The organism is Mesorhizobium sp. W067 (genome assembly GCF_054719525.1).
In genome coordinates this window covers 1,401,358-1,418,137 of the sequence record NZ_JBTTII010000001.1, presented here as the reverse complement: position 1 = coordinate 1,418,137, position 16,780 = coordinate 1,401,358, and the positions used below count along the sequence as shown (strand labels likewise).

At 59.4% G+C, this 16,780-nt stretch carries 19 protein-coding genes and 2 pseudogenes; 10 read left to right on the top strand and 11 right to left on the bottom strand.

Annotated elements, in window-relative coordinates; genetic code table 11:
- Positions 1-141: 141 nt before the first annotated feature.
- The gene (locus tag ACYG97_RS06985) at positions 142-1,779 is read left to right on the top strand and encodes a hypothetical protein (RefSeq protein ID WP_023734768.1); all 1,638 of its coding nucleotides are present in this window, start codon (positions 142-144) and stop codon (positions 1,777-1,779) included.
- Position 1,780: 1 nt separating this feature from the next.
- Positions 1,781-3,124, top strand: coding sequence for a hypothetical protein (locus tag ACYG97_RS06980; RefSeq protein WP_156937247.1), 1,344 nt, complete (start codon positions 1,781-1,783; stop codon positions 3,122-3,124).
- Between the two features lie 194 nt (positions 3,125-3,318).
- Here ACYG97_RS06980 and ACYG97_RS06975 read toward each other — a convergent pair whose 3' ends face one another.
- The gene (locus ACYG97_RS06975; protein ID WP_084023806.1) at positions 3,319-3,648 is read right to left on the bottom strand and encodes a type IV toxin-antitoxin system AbiEi family antitoxin domain-containing protein; all 330 of its coding nucleotides are present in this window, start codon (positions 3,646-3,648) and stop codon (positions 3,319-3,321) included.
- 115 nt (positions 3,649-3,763) lie between these two features.
- Between ACYG97_RS06975 and ACYG97_RS06970 the strand changes: the two are divergent.
- Both ACYG97_RS06970 and ACYG97_RS06965 read left to right on the top strand, forming a co-directional pair.
- Positions 3,764-4,114 (top strand): annotated as a pseudogene (locus tag ACYG97_RS06970) (sigma-70 family RNA polymerase sigma factor); the annotation flags it as partial.
- A 206-nt stretch (positions 4,115-4,320) separates the two neighbouring features.
- Positions 4,321-4,593, top strand: coding sequence for a hypothetical protein (locus tag ACYG97_RS06965; RefSeq protein WP_198029757.1), 273 nt, complete (start codon positions 4,321-4,323; stop codon positions 4,591-4,593).
- Between the two features lie 660 nt (positions 4,594-5,253).
- On the opposite strand, the gene ACYG97_RS06960 is transcribed toward ACYG97_RS06965, so the two are convergent.
- From ACYG97_RS06960 to ACYG97_RS06930, 7 genes are all read right to left on the bottom strand, one after another.
- Complete coding sequence (locus tag ACYG97_RS06960; protein ID WP_245260896.1) at positions 5,254-5,628, bottom strand: VanZ family protein; 375 nt, start codon at positions 5,626-5,628, stop codon at positions 5,254-5,256.
- A 704-nt stretch (positions 5,629-6,332) separates the two neighbouring features.
- A complete protein-coding gene (locus ACYG97_RS06955) occupies positions 6,333-6,578 on the bottom strand; it encodes a hypothetical protein (protein ID WP_460221571.1) in 246 nt (81 codons plus the stop codon).
- Between the two features lie 645 nt (positions 6,579-7,223).
- Complete coding sequence (locus ACYG97_RS06950) at positions 7,224-7,604, bottom strand: hypothetical protein (RefSeq protein ID WP_023734502.1); 381 nt, start codon at positions 7,602-7,604, stop codon at positions 7,224-7,226.
- A gap of 379 nt (positions 7,605-7,983) precedes the next feature.
- Positions 7,984-8,394 carry a TadE/TadG family type IV pilus assembly protein gene (locus ACYG97_RS06945; protein WP_023708223.1) on the bottom strand — a complete coding sequence of 137 codons (411 nt, stop codon included), beginning with the start codon at positions 8,392-8,394 and terminating at the stop codon, positions 7,984-7,986.
- Complete coding sequence (locus ACYG97_RS06940; protein WP_245260130.1) at positions 8,384-8,809, bottom strand: TadE/TadG family type IV pilus assembly protein; 426 nt, start codon at positions 8,807-8,809, stop codon at positions 8,384-8,386. Before ACYG97_RS06940 ends, ACYG97_RS06945 begins: the two co-directional genes overlap by 11 nt.
- Positions 8,810-8,828: 19 nt before the next feature.
- Complete coding sequence (locus ACYG97_RS06935) at positions 8,829-10,070, bottom strand: pilus assembly protein TadG-related protein (protein ID WP_460221570.1); 1,242 nt, start codon at positions 10,068-10,070, stop codon at positions 8,829-8,831.
- Positions 10,071-10,632: 562 nt separating this feature from the next.
- Positions 10,633-10,824, bottom strand: a complete 192-nt coding sequence (locus tag ACYG97_RS06930) for a hypothetical protein (protein WP_023734840.1) — start codon at positions 10,822-10,824, stop codon at positions 10,633-10,635.
- A 964-nt stretch (positions 10,825-11,788) separates the two neighbouring features.
- Between ACYG97_RS06930 and ACYG97_RS06925 the strand changes: the two genes are divergently transcribed.
- The 3 genes from ACYG97_RS06925 to ACYG97_RS06915 all read left to right on the top strand — a co-directional run bounded on the left by ACYG97_RS06925 (position 11,789) and on the right by ACYG97_RS06915 (position 13,153).
- Positions 11,789-12,166 (top strand): class I SAM-dependent methyltransferase, encoded by a 378-nt coding sequence (locus ACYG97_RS06925; protein ID WP_023734843.1) that lies wholly within the window; start codon positions 11,789-11,791, stop codon positions 12,164-12,166.
- Positions 12,167-12,750: 584 nt separating this feature from the next.
- Positions 12,751-12,975, top strand: a complete 225-nt coding sequence (locus tag ACYG97_RS06920) for a hypothetical protein (RefSeq protein WP_023716269.1) — start codon at positions 12,751-12,753, stop codon at positions 12,973-12,975.
- Positions 12,965-13,153 (top strand): hypothetical protein, encoded by a 189-nt coding sequence (locus ACYG97_RS06915; RefSeq protein WP_245260902.1) that lies wholly within the window; start codon positions 12,965-12,967, stop codon positions 13,151-13,153. Before ACYG97_RS06920 ends, ACYG97_RS06915 begins: the two co-directional genes overlap by 11 nt.
- 109 nt (positions 13,154-13,262) lie before the next feature.
- On the opposite strand, the gene ACYG97_RS06910 is transcribed toward ACYG97_RS06915, so the two are convergent.
- The 3 genes from ACYG97_RS06910 to ACYG97_RS06900 all read right to left on the bottom strand — a co-directional run bounded on the left by ACYG97_RS06910 (position 13,263) and on the right by ACYG97_RS06900 (position 14,609).
- Positions 13,263-13,541, bottom strand: a complete 279-nt coding sequence (locus tag ACYG97_RS06910) for a hypothetical protein (RefSeq protein ID WP_023734835.1) — start codon at positions 13,539-13,541, stop codon at positions 13,263-13,265.
- A 42-nt stretch (positions 13,542-13,583) separates the two neighbouring features.
- Positions 13,584-13,898, bottom strand: a complete 315-nt coding sequence (locus ACYG97_RS06905; RefSeq protein ID WP_198029761.1) for a transposase — start codon at positions 13,896-13,898, stop codon at positions 13,584-13,586.
- Between the two features lie 111 nt (positions 13,899-14,009).
- Positions 14,010-14,609 (bottom strand): substrate binding domain-containing protein, encoded by a 600-nt coding sequence (locus ACYG97_RS06900; RefSeq protein WP_280940056.1) that lies wholly within the window; start codon positions 14,607-14,609, stop codon positions 14,010-14,012.
- Between the two features lie 137 nt (positions 14,610-14,746).
- Between ACYG97_RS06900 and ACYG97_RS06895 the strand changes: the two are divergent.
- The 3 genes and pseudogenes from ACYG97_RS06895 to ACYG97_RS06885 form a co-directional block, all read left to right on the top strand.
- Positions 14,747-15,266: pseudogene (locus ACYG97_RS06895) on the top strand (VOC family protein); the annotation flags it as partial.
- A gap of 427 nt (positions 15,267-15,693) precedes the next feature.
- Positions 15,694-16,134 (top strand): hypothetical protein, encoded by a 441-nt coding sequence (locus tag ACYG97_RS06890; protein ID WP_245260903.1) that lies wholly within the window; start codon positions 15,694-15,696, stop codon positions 16,132-16,134.
- A 195-nt stretch (positions 16,135-16,329) separates the two neighbouring features.
- Positions 16,330-16,632 (top strand): DUF1330 domain-containing protein, encoded by a 303-nt coding sequence (locus ACYG97_RS06885; protein WP_023670645.1) that lies wholly within the window; start codon positions 16,330-16,332, stop codon positions 16,630-16,632.
- The last annotated feature ends 148 nt before the right edge of the window (positions 16,633-16,780 follow it).

The following is a 16,780-nucleotide window of genomic DNA, read 5'->3' as shown; positions in this document are numbered from 1 at the left end:
ATTATCGTTGGGCACTACTTCTATCATATTGATATTTGTATTACCATCACAAGTGCTGCGGAGGCATATGCTCGCGCGTCTAATCCTATGGAAACTTCGATTATTTACCTGTATTGTCCAGTCGGGATCGGAGGCTTGGGTATGCTCACATTGCGGGCAATGGGGAGATTTGCGCTTCTGGATGGCGACGGTGTTGATTATAGCCCGCGATCGCTCAAGGCACGCGGGGTCATCGCGCTGTTGGCCCTCTCGCCGGGATTTTCTCGAAGCAGGACATGGTTGCAGGAAAAGCTTTGGAGCGACCGTGGCCATGAGCAGGCAGCGGCCAGCCTGCGCCAGGCCCTCCGCGATATCCGCCGGCACCTTGGATCCAACTGCGACGCCCTCGACGGTGACCGGGCATCCGTTTCGCTGAATGCTTCTATGTTGCGCGTTTCGTTCGAACCTCCATCGCCCGCGGGCCGGGCTCGCGCGGAATCGGAATTGTTCGAGGATCTCAGCGTTCTCGACCGTCGATTCAAGGATTGGATCGAACGCCAGCGAGCGGCGGCAGGCAACTTGAATTGCAGCCACGACAACAGTCGCCTGGCAATGCATCGACAATATGCCAAGCCTCGCCCCAGGATCGTACATTTCAGGGCAAATGTCGGTACAAGCGAGTATGGCGATCAGATTGCCCGCCGGCTCTTCACTCTGGCATCGACCGCGGTCGGTTCAGATGCCGACGTCAAATTCACCTACAGCACCGATCTGACCAACAACCATGACATTGACCCTGTGGATCAGATTGTTGCCGTTCGGATCGCCGTCAATGTCCCGATCGTCTGGATTTCGGTGACAATTGCCGATCCCGGCACTGGTTGCGTGTCCTGGACCGACGAGATCCAATGGGATGAACGCGTAGCCCCGACCGTTCCGCGCTTGGACACGCTCGCCTTTCGAACAGCGTGGATGGCGCTCGATGCATTGATGCGCGGTGGCGTTCACGACCACGAGCCAACGACGGCGCTCAGGCTGTTCCGCAGCGCCCAAATCCTGACCATGACCTTGGACAAGGATAACCTGGCGATTGCTGATCAGCAGTGCGACACCGCCTTTCAGATCGTACAGCGCGGGAGCTATCTCGCGTGGCGGTCCTTTATCCGCCAGATAAGCCACTTCCAGCATATGAGCTGTGAGTTTTTGCCCCGGCAGCCACAAGGCGGATTCGCGGCCGCTGCCCTTGGCCAGTTCCCTCAAGACTCGCTGGCCCTGTGTATGGGTGCGCATGCCGAATATCTATTCGGTGGTGGCATCCGGCCGGCGTTTCGAATGGCCGAATTGTCTACCCGAGGCAATCCGCTCAATCCCTTGGCCTGGGCGGCGCTTGCCAACCTTCAGACAGCGACCTCCGACCACCGAGGCGCCTATCGTTCAGCACGTCGAGCTGCCGATCTGAGCGCTGGAACGTCCGTTGGATATTTTTTCGAGTTTTATTGTTGCATCGCGGCGGCCGGGCTCGGCGACTACCAATTGGCAACGGAGCATGCACAAACTTCAACTCGGCTCGCTCCGCGTTTTGCCGCTCCGCGACGCTATTTGGTGGCACTAAAGGCGGCCGCTAATGACGGTAAAGGCTTTCGCTCGGCTTTGCGGAGCCTGCAGGCGATCGAGCCCTTCTTCGAGGCCAAATTGCTACTCGACAGCAATTATCCCATTAACACGATGCGGCGAATTGCATTGATGAGCAGCGTTGAACGACGTTTGCGTTGCGACTTGCCCAGCCTATTGGAGCATTGACATGCGCGCCACTGCTATTGCTGCTCTCGCCGCTATCCTGTTCATACTCCCGCTGACAGCCACGAAAGCCGACGCGCGATGCAGGAGTTTCTCGCAAAGCACCATGTACGACGCCGGCGTTTCGCCGATTGCCTCGTGGCGTACTGACTATCCCTCGACTGCAACGTCCGCACCACCGCCTTGGCACGACGTCCCGTTTGCCACAGAGCCGGCACGTTACATGAATGCCGTGCTGAGCACCGTGCGTCCATACTTCCGTTACGAGGACAATGCGCTGACCTCTACTGGAAGCGAACCTTGGTGGATGTCGGAATGGATGGACTACGACAAGCTAGGTCGCGAGTCGCTGATGGGCCTTACCAAGGAGTTGGCCCCACTCAAACGGCAGCTTTCAATGAAATCGGAAGCCGGCTCGCAAGTGTGGGCAGTCAACTTTTACAACGAACCAGGCGCTGTAGCTCTTCATCAGGTGTTCGCCGATCCATGCTTACCGGTGGTTCCGCAAAAACTTATGTTCCTGGAGGGCTCTGTCGCGATCAAGTTTCTCTTCACTGACGCCAATCTCGGCAAGTTCTCCGGCCAGATTGACTACCTGAACGAAGGGCCCATCTACCACGCGCACATTGACCGCGAAGGGACTGGGTGGCCTGCCGATACCACTGGCCGCGTGACACGAGACGTCAACTTGCTGCAGCTCGACATCAGCGTGCGCGACAGCAATGCCAGTGAGACCGGATGGGTCTTCGGGACTTTCGTGTGGATGGGGCCGAAGAAAGGCGATGGGCTGTTCGACAATCTGATGCCGGCGGTGCTGATTTGGGCGAACGACAAGGACGTGACAACCAAAGCGATCAAGGAAAGCTGGATCAACCCCTCTGTCGCCTCCACACTGTCCGGTTGGGCCGAACGCCCGTTCCTTGGCTTCCTCGGACGTGGCAACGGGCCGGCCGACAACCGCAACTCGTCCTGCATCTCCTGCCATGCGGCGGCCAGGCTGCCGCTTGCCTCCGTAGGTATTGCTAGGCCAGGCAAGAATCCGGTCGATTTGAACGATGCCGCGGCTGTCAGTGCGCATGTCAAACTCTGGTTCCAGAATATCAAACCGGGCGAAGTCTTTGAGCCAAACGATCCTCCTGCCGTTGCCGCACTGGATTATTCACTGCAGATACGGGCAGCGATTGAACGCCTCTGCCAAGCCTGCGAGGATGGCGCGATGCAGGGCAAGACGCCTGACGTCTGCGTCAAGGCCGATTACTATGCCGGACCGCAATGCGTTCAGCAGGGCGCCAAAAAGGTGCTGGAGGCACAGCGCACGCGAAACGACCTGTCTTTACCGCGCGAGTAACCCGAGGAGAACATGCATACGGCTTCACCGTCTCATGGCGAAGCCATGGATGCCGACTGGCTTTGATCGGACATCTGGTGTTCGCTGCCGATCGGGTGACCATGTGCGGTCAGGCCGCCCCCAGCCTTCAACCGCGCCTGCATAGAAGAGGCGACGGGCATTCGCGATCAATAAGCCCTGGCTTCGGCTCAAGATCACAGGGCTTTGGTTTCCGCGGCGCGATACCGCCCATAGCCGATCTTCACAAGCAAACCCTCTTTGCACATCCGGGACAGATAACACCGGGGTATTCCCGCGCTCGCCAGGTCACAGGTCCGCACTTCACCGCTCTTCCGAGCGAGAGCAACAGCTCGGTCGCGAAGTGACGGTATGGGACCCCCGGCAAGGCGAAGTGCTTCGGCGCGGTCTCGGTCGCGTTTTCGCTTCTTGGGTTCTTGCTGCGCATCTTGGCGAAGGGCTATGGAGAATTCGTAATTCGCGGCTTCGCCGATCCCGGCGACCCGGGATGTTTGCGCTGGGTTCAATCGCAAGGCAGAACCATTCTCGCCAAATTAGGACACGAGCTCCAGGCGAGGCGCATGTGACGGTGTACCGATACTGAGCAGCAATGCGCGGGCCGACCGCTTCGGCGAAGTGGTAATGCCCCATCTCGCCGACGCGCTTTCGCTGGCCCGCTGGCTGACCGGCAATGCCACCGACGCCGAGGATGTCGTGCAGGACGCCTGCATGAAGGCACACGCCAACATCGCAAGCTATGCCGGCGGCAATGCACGTGCCTGGCTTCTCACCATCGTTCGCAACTCGTGCTACACATGGCTGTCGCGCAATCGACCGCGCAGCATCGTCTCGGTGGGCGACCTCGGTGATCTCGACGAGGTGAGCGCCGCTCACGCAGTCGATCTGACTGAGAGCGAAAGCCCGGAGGCGAGCCTGATCGCCAAGGCAGACGTGGCGGCCCTGGAGGCGGCGATCGCCGCTCTGCCGCAACCCTTTCGAGAAACGCTCGCGACGCCAAGCGGTCGGCAAGTGCTACGATATCCTTCAGCACCGCCTCCCTGCGGCGATGCGATACGATGTCGCGGGCCGCCTCGTCCGCGAGCACCTTGGCAGGCGCTTTCTTTTCGCGCGATATTGCCATCGTTTTCCTTTCCATTCGAGGGGGCTCAGCGTGTGAGGTGCAAAGCGGGAGGGTCGGGATGCAGATTTTCGATCACATCGAGGCGCTGCTGGATGCGGGTGAAGCCTCGACGGCACTTAAGGAAGTGCGGGCGCTGGTGCATCAATTTGGGCCCGGGTCCAATGTCTTGGCGGGCGCGGTCGGTGACCTCATTATTGACCTGTCGACGCTATCATTCGTCGCCGATGCTTACGGAGGCCGCATCGCAGAGGCGGCGCGCATCTTGGCCCGAAAAAGACTATTGAAAATCAAGTTGCTCGCACCTCGTCAAAGCGTTGGAGTGGCCAGCTAGAGATTGGTGGTCGCTACGAAAAACGTGTAGACCTGCTCGGTGCTCCGACGCATCGAAACCTCTCGCCATCATCGGTTCCGTACGGACGAAAGAGCCGCCTGACCCTGCGACCAGATGAAAGCTTGGACTTGCGGCAGACCGCAAGCAGTTGGAGCTTGAATTGCCGACACACTCTCAGGAACCGTTGCCGGGATCGCACTCCATTGGTCGTCGGCCCAGATCCGGCGCGCCTCGCTTAAGGTGCCGGTCGAATATGGCCAGCTTCTCTTCGTAGCCGAGCCGCACTCTGGACCTGCAGCTATCGCATTTGAAACCGGCAATCGTTTTCAGCCAGGATCCCCTTCTCACCATAGGGCGTGAACAGGAGGGGCATTGGAATTCTAAAGGTACGTCGCGCAGTTCATTTGATAGAGGCACTGTGCATGTTCTCCTCAGCGGCACGGCCACTGCAACAAAGTAGAAGGAGAAATGTTTCCGGCTTCGGCCATTTGCGCGAAAGAATCGGACCTAAGTCTAAATGGTGAGCGGCCTGAAACCCATTCGCCTTGCTATCGGCCTTTGCGTCGGAAATTGAAATAGCGAGGGTGATCGAAGGCGGCCCCGGGCGTGAGGCTGGCAAGTGGGGCCAAGACGGCGGCGGTAAAGCGGAGCCTGTGGCGATCAAATAACCGGTTCGCCCAGAATCTCGTTCACCCAGCTCATAGTTCTCAGCCCGTATGCCATTCCGGCGCAGTCGGCAAACCAGTCGAAGACACTCATGTCACGCCCTGTGACGCATTGAAGGATTTCGATCGCTGCGCCCGTTAAAGCAAGTAGAACCGCCAGCCGGACCACCTGTTGGGGCCAGCCGAGGCTACCCAAAGCCGACAAGGTGGCGAACGCGGCGGCGTGGTTGAGCTTGTCGTGATGAGACGTAAAGGCCAATCCGAGGGCGTGCAGCAAGTGGTCTGGCAATAGCGCGAGCAACAGGACGACCGCCAACGTGGAGAGAAAGGCAGCCCTTGCCATGCTCTGATAAAAGCTCGACTGCGGCAATCTATCCGCAGCACTCCCGGTTCCTAGTTCTCGCTTCCGATACTGGTGCACTAGGCAGAGCTCCAACCTGCATCTGAGCTACGAGCGCGAACAACTGGCATGCTTAACAGGCCTCCTGATGTCATCAGGAAGTTCCATGAAACAGCCTATGTCACTCTGGATGGTTCCATAGGGCGCTGCGAATGTCGCCCTCCATTGTGATGAGGCCGAGGGTTTCCTGCCGAAAAGGCGCGGCGGAATAGGCGAGCCATTGGTACCGCTTGCGCCCAGGTGCGATGCGTATCGTGCTGGGCGGGAGCGGAACTCTTCCAGCCTTGGCCCGGCTGTGCAGCCGGGCCGACGCCCTTCTGAATTCAATTATCGCCGGCGTCGCGGCTAACAGACGAAACCGCTGTTTAGTCTGGTCATCCCTGCCTTGGTGATCTCGCCTTTACAGATTCCAATCCTGGACGCTAAGCCAGCAGCGGCCACTCGCTGCTGTCCAATCAACAAGCCCCAAACATCAGGTCGCGGTTATATACAAAAAAGCCGGCCACCTTTCGGCAGCCGGCCAGTGCAAACAAGGAAGGGAACGTTGCACTGATGGGGCAGTGCACCGTCCGAAGCGTTTCCAGGCGACAATGTTCCACCGATCAGAGAACAAAGAAGGCTTCACCGCCAGCGCACATTCCCCTTAGCCGCGCTGTATTGCCATCGGCTAGTCTCTAAAGGCCTTTAACCAGCCACGGATTGGTGTCGTATCCGAGGCGCGGCTTTTCCGGCGTTCCATCGGCCGGCAATTTGGCGGTTCCGGTCGGCCTGCAGTCCAGCTCGAGCACCTGCTTCTTGGCCGAGTGCTTCGTAGAGCAAAGGTCCGTGGCGTGACTCACCACCACCTTCTTCTCCTTGGCAACAGCGACACCAGTCCCAGCGATCACGATCGCCGCGCAAAACACAGCTAATCTCATCATACTCCCCACCGTTGCTCCTCCCCAAAAACGCTGAGCATGACGTTACGGCACATTTAAATTAGCGCAAGCGAATATTAGCTGCCTAGTCCCTTCACATCGGCTCTGGTCGCCTCCCCCTTGCTGCCGGCGCCTTGCGATACCGGCAGCGCGATATGGTAGGATGGGCGCATGCCTGCTCATGATCGGAGGGCCGATGTACATGACTTGACCTACATCGCAGAGGGCTGCAACCGTCAAGTTTCCCAAGTCGTCGTGGCGATGAACGATTGCGTCGAGGATCGCTAGGTTCCGCTAGTCTAGCCCTACGCGATCACACCATAACCACGTGATGACAAATCAGCCATGTGTGTGGCGCGGCGGGCCTGTTCCGCTTGTGGCCGGCGCCTACCCACCCGGGTTCCCCAACCATGGCGTCGGCCATTTTCGTTCTCTCAGCTATTATAGGCCTTTGCTATCGGCCTATGTGTTGGCCTTGGATGGCGAGATCGCGGTTAGATCGCCTCGTTCGTTTGGATGTTTCGCTGGCGTTGGCAGGAGGCGCATATGTTCGCCAGCCGGCGGATACCACACCGCCCCACCGGTCAGGCCCAGCGCGTCCGCTGCAAAGTCCCCGCAGACCGCTGCTGGGCCGCTGGCGGGCAGCGGCTACTTGCTGACGATCCAATCCACCAAGCCAGTTTCGATCAGCTCGCACCCAGTGAAATCGCGCACCAGGGCCTTGGCTAAATCGCGCCATTGACACTCAGGCGTACCCGTTTCCCCTACTAGGGCTCGGAATGCAGAGCGGAGAACGTCGGCTTGAAATGCGGAGACGGCAACAGTAGACGGGTCGCCATCTTCCCAGCCTAGCGCCACGTCATGACGACGTTGACCAAGGCGCTTCAGAAGCTCGCGTGAGGCTCGGATGGCCCTGCGCGATTGATCCATGTCCCGGCGAAATGTGGCGGGTTCCGCCATGGACTTCTGGCGCATCAGCAAGGTGGCCGTAGTGGCCGCTCGAGCGATATCTATGGGCGTTGCAACCATCGCAGCCTCCCAGAAAAGGCAATGGCAAACGACACATTAATAAGCTCGCCGAAACTCTCTCCGCAATGAAAAGAGTTGTACGAATTTTACCAACCCGCACCCTTTCAGTGATGCCGGGCCGCTGCTGTCCTCGCTCTTGTTCTGTCATCGTAATGAAGGACGACATCTCCGAGCACCCGTAGCACACCTGTTGCATGGAAAAAGCTGTAGGCGTTTATAGGTGCCCGGGCACTCCGCCATTTGTTTGCGTTGTGGAGCGGGACAAAGCAGGCTTCCTCACTCAGGCCGCCTACCGTGAAGCGGGGCACAAGCCCGACTTCGACGCATTGCCTTGGGAAGCTGAATACAGGGCCGCCAACTCAACCAAGCGGGCCGTATCCTAGCTGGCAACCAGGGGCACCGTGACGGTCGTGGCGTAATTTATCGGATACTGGTCGAAATACGGGAAAGCGATGACGAAGGCATAGCTGGCGGTCAGATGCGCCATCTTGAAACCGCCGCTGGCAGGGTCGGTCGCGATCGTCACAATGACGTTCTTCAGACCCAGGTTCACCAATTTCTGCGTGGCGATAGCCTGGATGTCGCTCTGCGAAAGCGTGTTGTTCAGCTGCAGCGCCCGAGAAGAGGTTTCCAGTGTATAGCGGACGGTCGACACGGCATTCATGGCCCAGCCGAAGGCGAAGATTCCGAACAAAAGCATCACCAGGAAAGGCGCGATCAAGGCGAATTCCAGCCCGGCTGCGCCGGAGCAGTCACGGCGCCACCTGGATCCGATCCTTTCAGCGGACACGGATCACCTGCTGATGACTGATCGCGCGCGGGTCCGGGAAGACACCGAAGTTAAACGGGGGCACCCAGGTGCCCGTCGCCGTTATCTGGACGAAGACGGTCGGCAGCTTCGTTCCGCCGCAAATGGTGGTCGCATCCACGACCGTGGCGCCGCACAAATAGGAGCGGACCAGTACGACCGCGGCGTCCTCGGGCTTGTCGTTCCAGCTCGAAAGCGCGACCGCCTGCGTTCCGGTGTCATTGGACGCGCCGGCCATTACGAGATTGGCCGCGGTTTTAACGCCCGCGCGCATCTGCAGGTAACTCGTTACGTAGGACCAGCCGTCGGCGATGCCGAGGCAGACGAGGCACAGGATGGGCAGCAACATGGAAAACTCGACGGCAGCTATCCCGGATTTGTCCAGGACAATGCGCAAGGTCCGCCCACCCATCCCGCTACTCGACGAGCTGAACGGATTGCGTCGCCGGAATGTTCTTCATCCCGAGGCTGGTGCAGTCCTGCTTGATGGTCGTACTGCCGGACCACTGGATGGTGTCGGCGACGACCTGAGTGCAGCCACCGTTCCCCGAGAAGTTGCCAAGATAGTTGACCTGCTGCCTGGGAAAATAGATGGCGCCGGTCAAAAGCGAGTCCGCTGTGCCATTGAAGGTGCTCTGCGCCGCAGTCCCGGTCCTGTCGCCATAGAACAGCACGCCGGAATAGGCTCCGGAGGTAGGCGCGCTCAGCGTCACCTTGGCGTTGCCGTTCATGCTGACAGTGTTGCTGCCTGCCATGAAGATGGTTACCCCGCTGCCCGCGACGACCGCGTTGGCGTTGACCTTCATACCGCCCTGCACGACGTAGACGCCGGGCTGCAGGGTGACGTTGCCGCTGAGGCTCATGCCGCTACAGTAGGTGCCAGGCTGGAGTGTTTGCGACGTCTTGTTGCCGTTGACAGACTTGCACGGGTTCCCGGCCGTCGGCGCCGCCAAGCTGGAGAAAGGATCGGCTGCCGGCAAGGCTTGGGTGATGTTGGACTTGCAGACCGTGGTCGCCGGATTGTTCAGCACCATGCCGCCGACCGTGATCAGGCAGTCGGCCTTGAGCACCGCCGAGCCCTGCGTCTTTATGGCGTCCGAGGCAATCGAGTCCGACATGACCGAACAGCCGGTGAGGTTGACGGTGGTGTTGCCGGAAAAGAGCGCAGCCTGGGAGGCCGACTGACTAAGCGCCAGCACGCAAGCCTTGGAGGCGTCATTGATCAGCGCCACCGCCCTTGCCTGTTCGGCAACGGGCGCCTGGTTGAAAATCGCCGTGAAGTAGCGATCGAGGTTCTGCTTGACGATGACCTCCACTGCCTTCTTCGCGGTGTTCGGGCCGGACAATGGCGGCGTGTTGACCTGGATCGTGCCCGGCGTGGCAAAATTGTTCGAGGTCGCGGACTGCGTGGCGGCGGCGATGATGGTCGGGTTATCGGAACCCGCGACTTTCTCGAGCGCGCCGGCATAGGCCGCGGCATCGGCAACGGCCTGCAGCTTAAGGCTGCTGTAATACCAGAAGGATGTCTCCACACCGAGGCCGGCGCCGCCGACCACGACCGGCAAGGTGAAGGCAACGATGACGGCAACGTTACCGTTCGTGAGGCGCCTTAGGCGGCCCAAAGCAAACCAGATCCGGGTGAACGCGTTGGATGCCATATGTATTAGGAACCACGAATAGATAAACGAATGTGTAAAAAACCCGTTCCGATTCGATGAAGTCCGACCTGCCAGACGAAGTAGATGTGCTGCAATTCCTCCTCGCCTCGCATGTGCTTCACGCGGCGTCATCATTACGGCCAACGGAGGCGCATTGCTGACCGGCAGCTTTGGGGCCGCAACCTGACCGTCCGTGATTGAGAGCCACATGGCTGCGCGGCTGTTCCGCCATTGAGCCTCGACAGGAGTCCTAGATCCACACACGCATATCTTGGGTCGATCGCGCTTCGCGCAAGGCGCCAAATTGCCAGGTCGTGAGTTCGGACAGCGGAAGCATTCTCCTCATGGGTGTGGTTTGTGAAGCACAAGATTTCACGATCACCACCAAGTTCGGGATGACAGCTTCGTGTTGATCCCGATGATCGGCAGCGTCTGCGGTGAAGTCTCCGTTTAGCGGCTTACCCGGATAGACGGCAATGCAGGAGATCGGCAGTCTCCTGTTCAAGCATATCCATGGGCCATCACCGTCGCGGCCCTGAGGTTACCCAGCCGCAGGAGGGTCCTAAAGCCGCACAATCTTGTCGAGATGTAGCCGTATCCGCTGGCCTTCAGCGAAGGACAGCGCAAACGATTCCAGGCCGAATGAGCGTGTAATTTCCTGGTCGGTCTCTATGATGCGCACGACCCATTCGCCACTGGCTCCGACCACCTCCACGCGAGGCAACGCCTTGCGGATTGGCACCACGTTGCTCATCACATCCTCCCTACGAAAAGCAATGGCAAGTCGATTTAAGACCCTGGTAGTCGGTAGTTCAATAACAAATCCTTGTGCGGATCGGACGAACCACCCTGGATGGGCAGTACGAATGCGGGCGAATCACACCTCAGTCAGGCGAACCCTCCCGGGAACCTTCCGTGAGATAGCCTCTGCTTTGGGTCGTTGGCATTCAGGATGGCCGCCAGCTCTTCGGCATACTCCATGTCGGGAAGGTCGACAGATGGGTGGCCCGCTACAATAGCCGGCAGCCCGGTGAACACGTCGAATACCGTCCACGTCCCATCCGGTTCCCGCCTTACCCCGTACCGCAGAGTTGCCATGAGAGGACGCTAATGGAGGCCGCGAATATATGGTACAAAAAATGCGAGCGGGCGATCGGGCAACAGGCACGCCTTTCCGGAACTGTTGTCGCTGCGACGGGTTCGGTCGGGCATGACCAGAATAGCCGACCTCGGACCGCCCATCCCCGGCAAGCCACATGACCTGACTGGGAAGAGCATTTCTATGCGCGCCCCATTTGCGCGCAAAAGGTAGACCGTCGCGACTTCCGCCAGGTGATGTGGCACGAGCAACCGGACCACCAGCCGCTGGAATTCGACGCCTAAGAGCGCAGCACAACCCAACTGGTCATCGCTATCGAAGCAGCGTTTGCGGGGCGGCCGCTTCTAGGCGCATGGTGGCTAGATGACCCGAATACGGGTGGGATCGGATGGCGCCACGATTTATGCGAAACCACTGTCCTGGCCGACCGAACCGGCGGCTGGCTGGTCCGGGCCGGAATGAACCGGGGCAATGCCCGGCTCAACGGCTACGCTCTCGATCAAGTGCAACTGGTCCCGGAAGATCGCGCCGTGGAGGTCGGTTTCGGCGGCGCAGTTTTACTGCCGCAATTTCGCCGTGAGGCAGCATTCGTTTGCGGGGTTGACCGCTCGCAGATGTCGTGAACGCTGCCTGCCGCCGGTTCGCCGATGCAGTGCGCGCCGGACGAGCCGAGTTCCGAGTCGGGCTAGTCGAGGACTTGCCCTTGCCGGATAGCACATTCGACAAGGCTCTCAGCGTCCACACAGTGTACTTCTGGCAAAGCCTTAGAGCTGGATCCGCAGAGCTCGCTCGCGTCCTCAAACCAGGCGGTCGCGTCGTGCTTGGCTTCCTTCCGAAGGCGCATATGGACAGGATGAACATGCCGGCCGACATTTTTACACCTCGCGAGCCGGATGAGGTCATTGCTGCCTTGCGAGATGCAGGGCTCAGCGACCCTGAAGTGCGGAGACCGAGCACGGAAACCGCATGGCTCGTTGTGACAGGCACGCGAAGATAAGTTTCGGCGCCTGGAAGCGGAAAAGCCCGCCGCCGAAGCCAACTGGCTTTGTTGCAGGGGTTTGCCTAGGCTCCTCTGGGTTCAACACTGGGTGCCAATTGCGCCGTCACTGCGCTGAGACGCCCACGTTTGGTCAGTACTGGCTTGCTGTATTCTTTCTTCACTGCAGTCCCTCTCTAGCGAATTTCGGCAAAGCGCCTTGGGCCTAAAGGTTCTCACTCATCGGTGCAGGTTGATGGCGTGCACACAGCCGTTACGGCCGAGAGCTTCTCGCGCTTCTTAGGTCCGGCTTCTGATAAGGCTTCTTCATGCAGGGTTCCCCACGTTTGTCCCTCAATGCGAAAATGCGGTGCGCCGACCACGATTGTCAACCGGAAACACTGAAGTAGCGGCCGAGCGACGCCAGGGGCCGGCACGCGCGGTCAGGGCGGCGTGCGCAGCGTGGATGCTGAAATTGCCTGGCCGGTTGCCATGGCCTGCTAACGAGCGCACACTGCTGCGGTCGCCTCGAAAAATCAAAAACAAACAGGCACGAGGCGCTTGGGAGCGATCATCAGGCTTTCGCCCGACCAGGGAGAAGGCCCATGCCCACACAGGCACAGAGCCGGCTCATGTATTTTATGGGCCAACTCGTTCACAACGAGAGCATCGTTTCCAAGCAGGATATTATCGTCGGCTTACTGGATCACGAAGGCAGTCCGACGGCCGACGCCGACGAATTGCTGGCGAACTTGCATCGATCACTGCAACAGGCCCGACAGAGCTTGCACGAGGCGCAAGAGATCTATGGAGTCAGAAATGCGGAGTAGCGAAAAAACAAAACTCGCATACACAGCCGCAGAGTTCGCCGAAAAACACGGTTTGACCGTGAAGGCAGCCGAAATCATCTTGTCCGTGAACGGCTCCTCACGTGTCGCTTGGGATGCAGCAGCACGCGCATTCAAAGAAGCGGTTGCGCACCGAGAACACAGCAATGACGGCGAATGAGGCCCGCGCCTGCTTCCGAGGCTGCGCGGGCCGACCATGACGAGTGGAGAGGACATCTTGGTCACCGGCAGGAATCGCTGAAGAACGAGCCGGGTGTGACCGAACAGCCTCAGAGCGAGGATGTTCCCGACTGACGCAAAAAAGCCCGCCAGCATGAGCCGGCGGGCCAAGTAATGGGTCGCTGTCCAAATGACGCGTTAGGTGTCTTCAGATGGATTTTGGTCGAGAAGCCGCCGCGCGTCAGGCGCAACAGATCGGGCGCCGATTGAACGCCCTGCGGACGCAGGAACGCCTTCGTCTCGCGGGCGCTCCGCGTAAGCAAATCTTCGCCGCCGAGAAGCTCAATCGTCTCGGTCCAACCGTCGTCTGCAAGCAATTCGTGTGTCATCCCAGTTAGAATCCCACCGGATTCCGCAGGGCAATACCTATCTTATCGCCTATGCCCTTTTGCCCCTACCGCCGAGACATGAGCGCGCACCACGGAGCTGTCGAACATCTGCACCAGGTGCGCCGACGACGAGAGCGCAGCGAGATGATCAAAGAACGTTTCGAACACGCCCGCCTTGCTCAGCCGGTCGAAGCGTTTCCAAACGCTGTTCCATTTGCCGAAACGCTCCGGCAGCGCTCGCCATGTAATGTTGTGGACTGAGAATAGTGCAGAGCCTCCACGAATAGCAGGTCGTCCCGACCCTTGGCTCCGCGCCGTGGCAGCGATCCGCGGAACACCTCCACCGCCGCCAACCAATCCATCTCCGTCATCTTCGTAGACATTGCCGACCTCCAGAATCAGTCGGCAATCTATGAATCACACCGGATTCCTCTCAAACCAATACCCGTGTCGTTGCGCCCACCGCGGCTAGGGATGAAGTCCCAGACGCTTAACGGAAGAAGCGGCGAAATCGATGAACTCCCTGACCCGTGCGGGCACAAACTTCTGTGCCGGATAAGCAAAGAATAGGCCGGTAAACGGTGAACGCAGTTCGGGGAGTACCCGCACCAGATCGAGCTGATGGGCGAGATAGCCTGGAAGAAAGCTGATGCCCAATCCCATCGCCACGAGCGCCCTCACCGTTAGCAGATCATCGCAGGCGAGGCCCCCTGTCAGGTCAACACCGATCTTCCGGTCGCCCGCCAGCATCGGCAGCGGTCGCGCCCATGCCTTGCTGAGGGCGATGAGATCGTGATGTTCGAGTTGCTCCAGTGAGACAGGTGTGCCCCGGCGGTCGAGGTAGGCCTGGGAAGCAAACAGTCCTGAAGGACCCGTCACGAAAGCGCGTGAGATCAGGCTGGAATCGCGCAACGGGCCGACGCGCACGGCGAGGTCGATGCCGTCGGCGACGAGATCGGCAACGCGGTCGGTGACGACGAGATCAACGGCAACCGCCGGATAAGCCTTACGGAACGCTGCAATAACAGGCGGTAGAAGCGTCTGCGCGATTTCCACTGACGCCGTCAGCCGAACATATCTCGTCGATGCGCATTCCCGGATTATGCAGAAAACGGGATGCTCATTCCAGTCATCTCATATTTTCCGGGCAATGCATTTGCGCGATGATTTCGCTTGTGGAAATCGCCAGCAGGGGAGCGGAGGCCATGAACGATCAATCGATCAATCCCAATGACGCCGCCAGCGTCGTCGAAAAATATGCCATCAACCCGCGCGTTCGGGTCGGTCACGTCCATCTCAACGTCGCCGACATCGAGCGATCGCTAGCCTTTTATTGCGGTGCCCTCGGGTTCGGCGTCACCATGTCGCTAAGCGAGGAGGCTGCCTTTCTCGCGGCGGGCGGATATCACCATCATCTGGCGCTCACTAACTGGAAAAGCCGCGGCGGCGCCGCGCCCCCGATTGGCACGACGGGCCTACACCATGTCGCCTTTCTCTATCCGACACGGGCGGCGTTGGCGGCTGCGCTGCGCCGCCTGCGAGCAGCAGGGGTGACGCTCACCGGCGCGAATGACCATGGCGGCTCGGAGGCGATCTATGTGCGCGATCCCCGGCAACGGGGTAGAACTCTATTGGGATCGCCCGGAAGCGGAATGGCCGCGCAACCCGGACGGCGCGCTGAAACTGGTCAGCAATCCGCTCGACGTGGACAATCTCGCCCGCGAGGGGGATCAGACTGCTAAGCCGGCCACCGCCATGGCGGGCTGCGTTCGGAGGACTGCTGCGACAGTGCTAGCCATTCACCGAGCCACGGAGCCGGTTGGCTGCGAGCGGAGGGCAACCGTTCGGCTGGCGGGCTTCGCCCCCCAGGTATTAAAGTGTACGCTTCGAGAAGACCGCCGGCAAACTCAAGCGCTTAAAATGCATCGCAATACCCTGCGGGAAGAGAAGCGAAGCTTCGCATCCGAGCTTATAGGACTTGACCGGCGGCTAGCCAGACGGCTCCCGCGCGGCTGAGACGGCCCTGTCCCGTTCCTTTGGATGAACTGCGCCTTGTGGCCGGTGATGTTCTCGATCGCCTTCAAAAGGGGTCGATGGACCTCACAGAGCTTGGCATGCTCGCTGTGGTACGCACAGCGACCCGAATACGCTCTTGTGCAGCGCTTCGGCTGCCGCCAGGAAGCGCTCGATTTCAGCCCGGGAAAGCTGTTCGGAAGGTTTGGTTCTGGCCATTGGTGCTTGCGCAATTACTAATTTAGTGAAACCTTACGTTCTTCTGGGGAGTAGACGTGAGACCGGTCGGTCCAGCTATGGGGCGGCATTGAACATGATGTTTTTTCCGCGATTACTGATTGGGATGTTTGCCACGTCGACCGTGGTAGCGACCTGGATTTACCTAGCAACCGATTCGTTCTGGAAGTCCCTTGCATGGACCTTGCTGATTTTTATCATCTTTCAGGTTGCATATTTCCTATTTTCATTCGCGCTTTTCGACAAGCTTTGGTTGAAAAGAACCGAAGAAATACCGAACCCTGCCGAGCCTACCTGTCGAGACGGCGGTGTCTCATCTGAAGGGCGCTCGATGACGCTTTGAGGGAGACCGCCAGACACGAGAGCATGCGATCATGCTAATGTTTGCGAACCATGCGAAAGAAGGAAAGCCGTGGCAGCGCCAACAATCATCGAAAAGCGCGCTGGCGCTGGATGTCGCCACGGAGATCGTCGTTAGGGTGCGGACCGACGACGCCGAAGCCGAGGAGGGCGAGCGGGGTCTAAGGAGGAAACACAGATGGCTGCCTATCTGATAGCGGATGTAGACGTAAAAGACGCTGCCTTGTTCGAGGAATATCGGCGGGACGTTCCCGCTACCGAAGAGCGGTACGGTGGGCGGTACCTGGGCCGCGGTGGCGCCACCAAGGTTTTGGAAGGTGATTGGGATCCACACCGACTGGTCATTGTCGAATTCCCCGACATGGCGTCATTGATGGGCTGGTATAATTCGCCGGAATACGCCCGGCTGATCGAGATCCGCAAACGTTCCGCTAACACCAGGATCATCGCTTTAGAAGGGATTGCAACGCCTGCGGCGTGACCCATAAGCGCGGCCAGCGGACCCGACGACAGTTGGGCATTCTCGGCGTCATTTCTTCCTCACGGCGAGATGCCGGAGCAGCAAGACCACTTAGTACCGTCTATGATCAATTTGCCGCTGCGCCGGCGAGCGAGCAAAAAACGCGGGA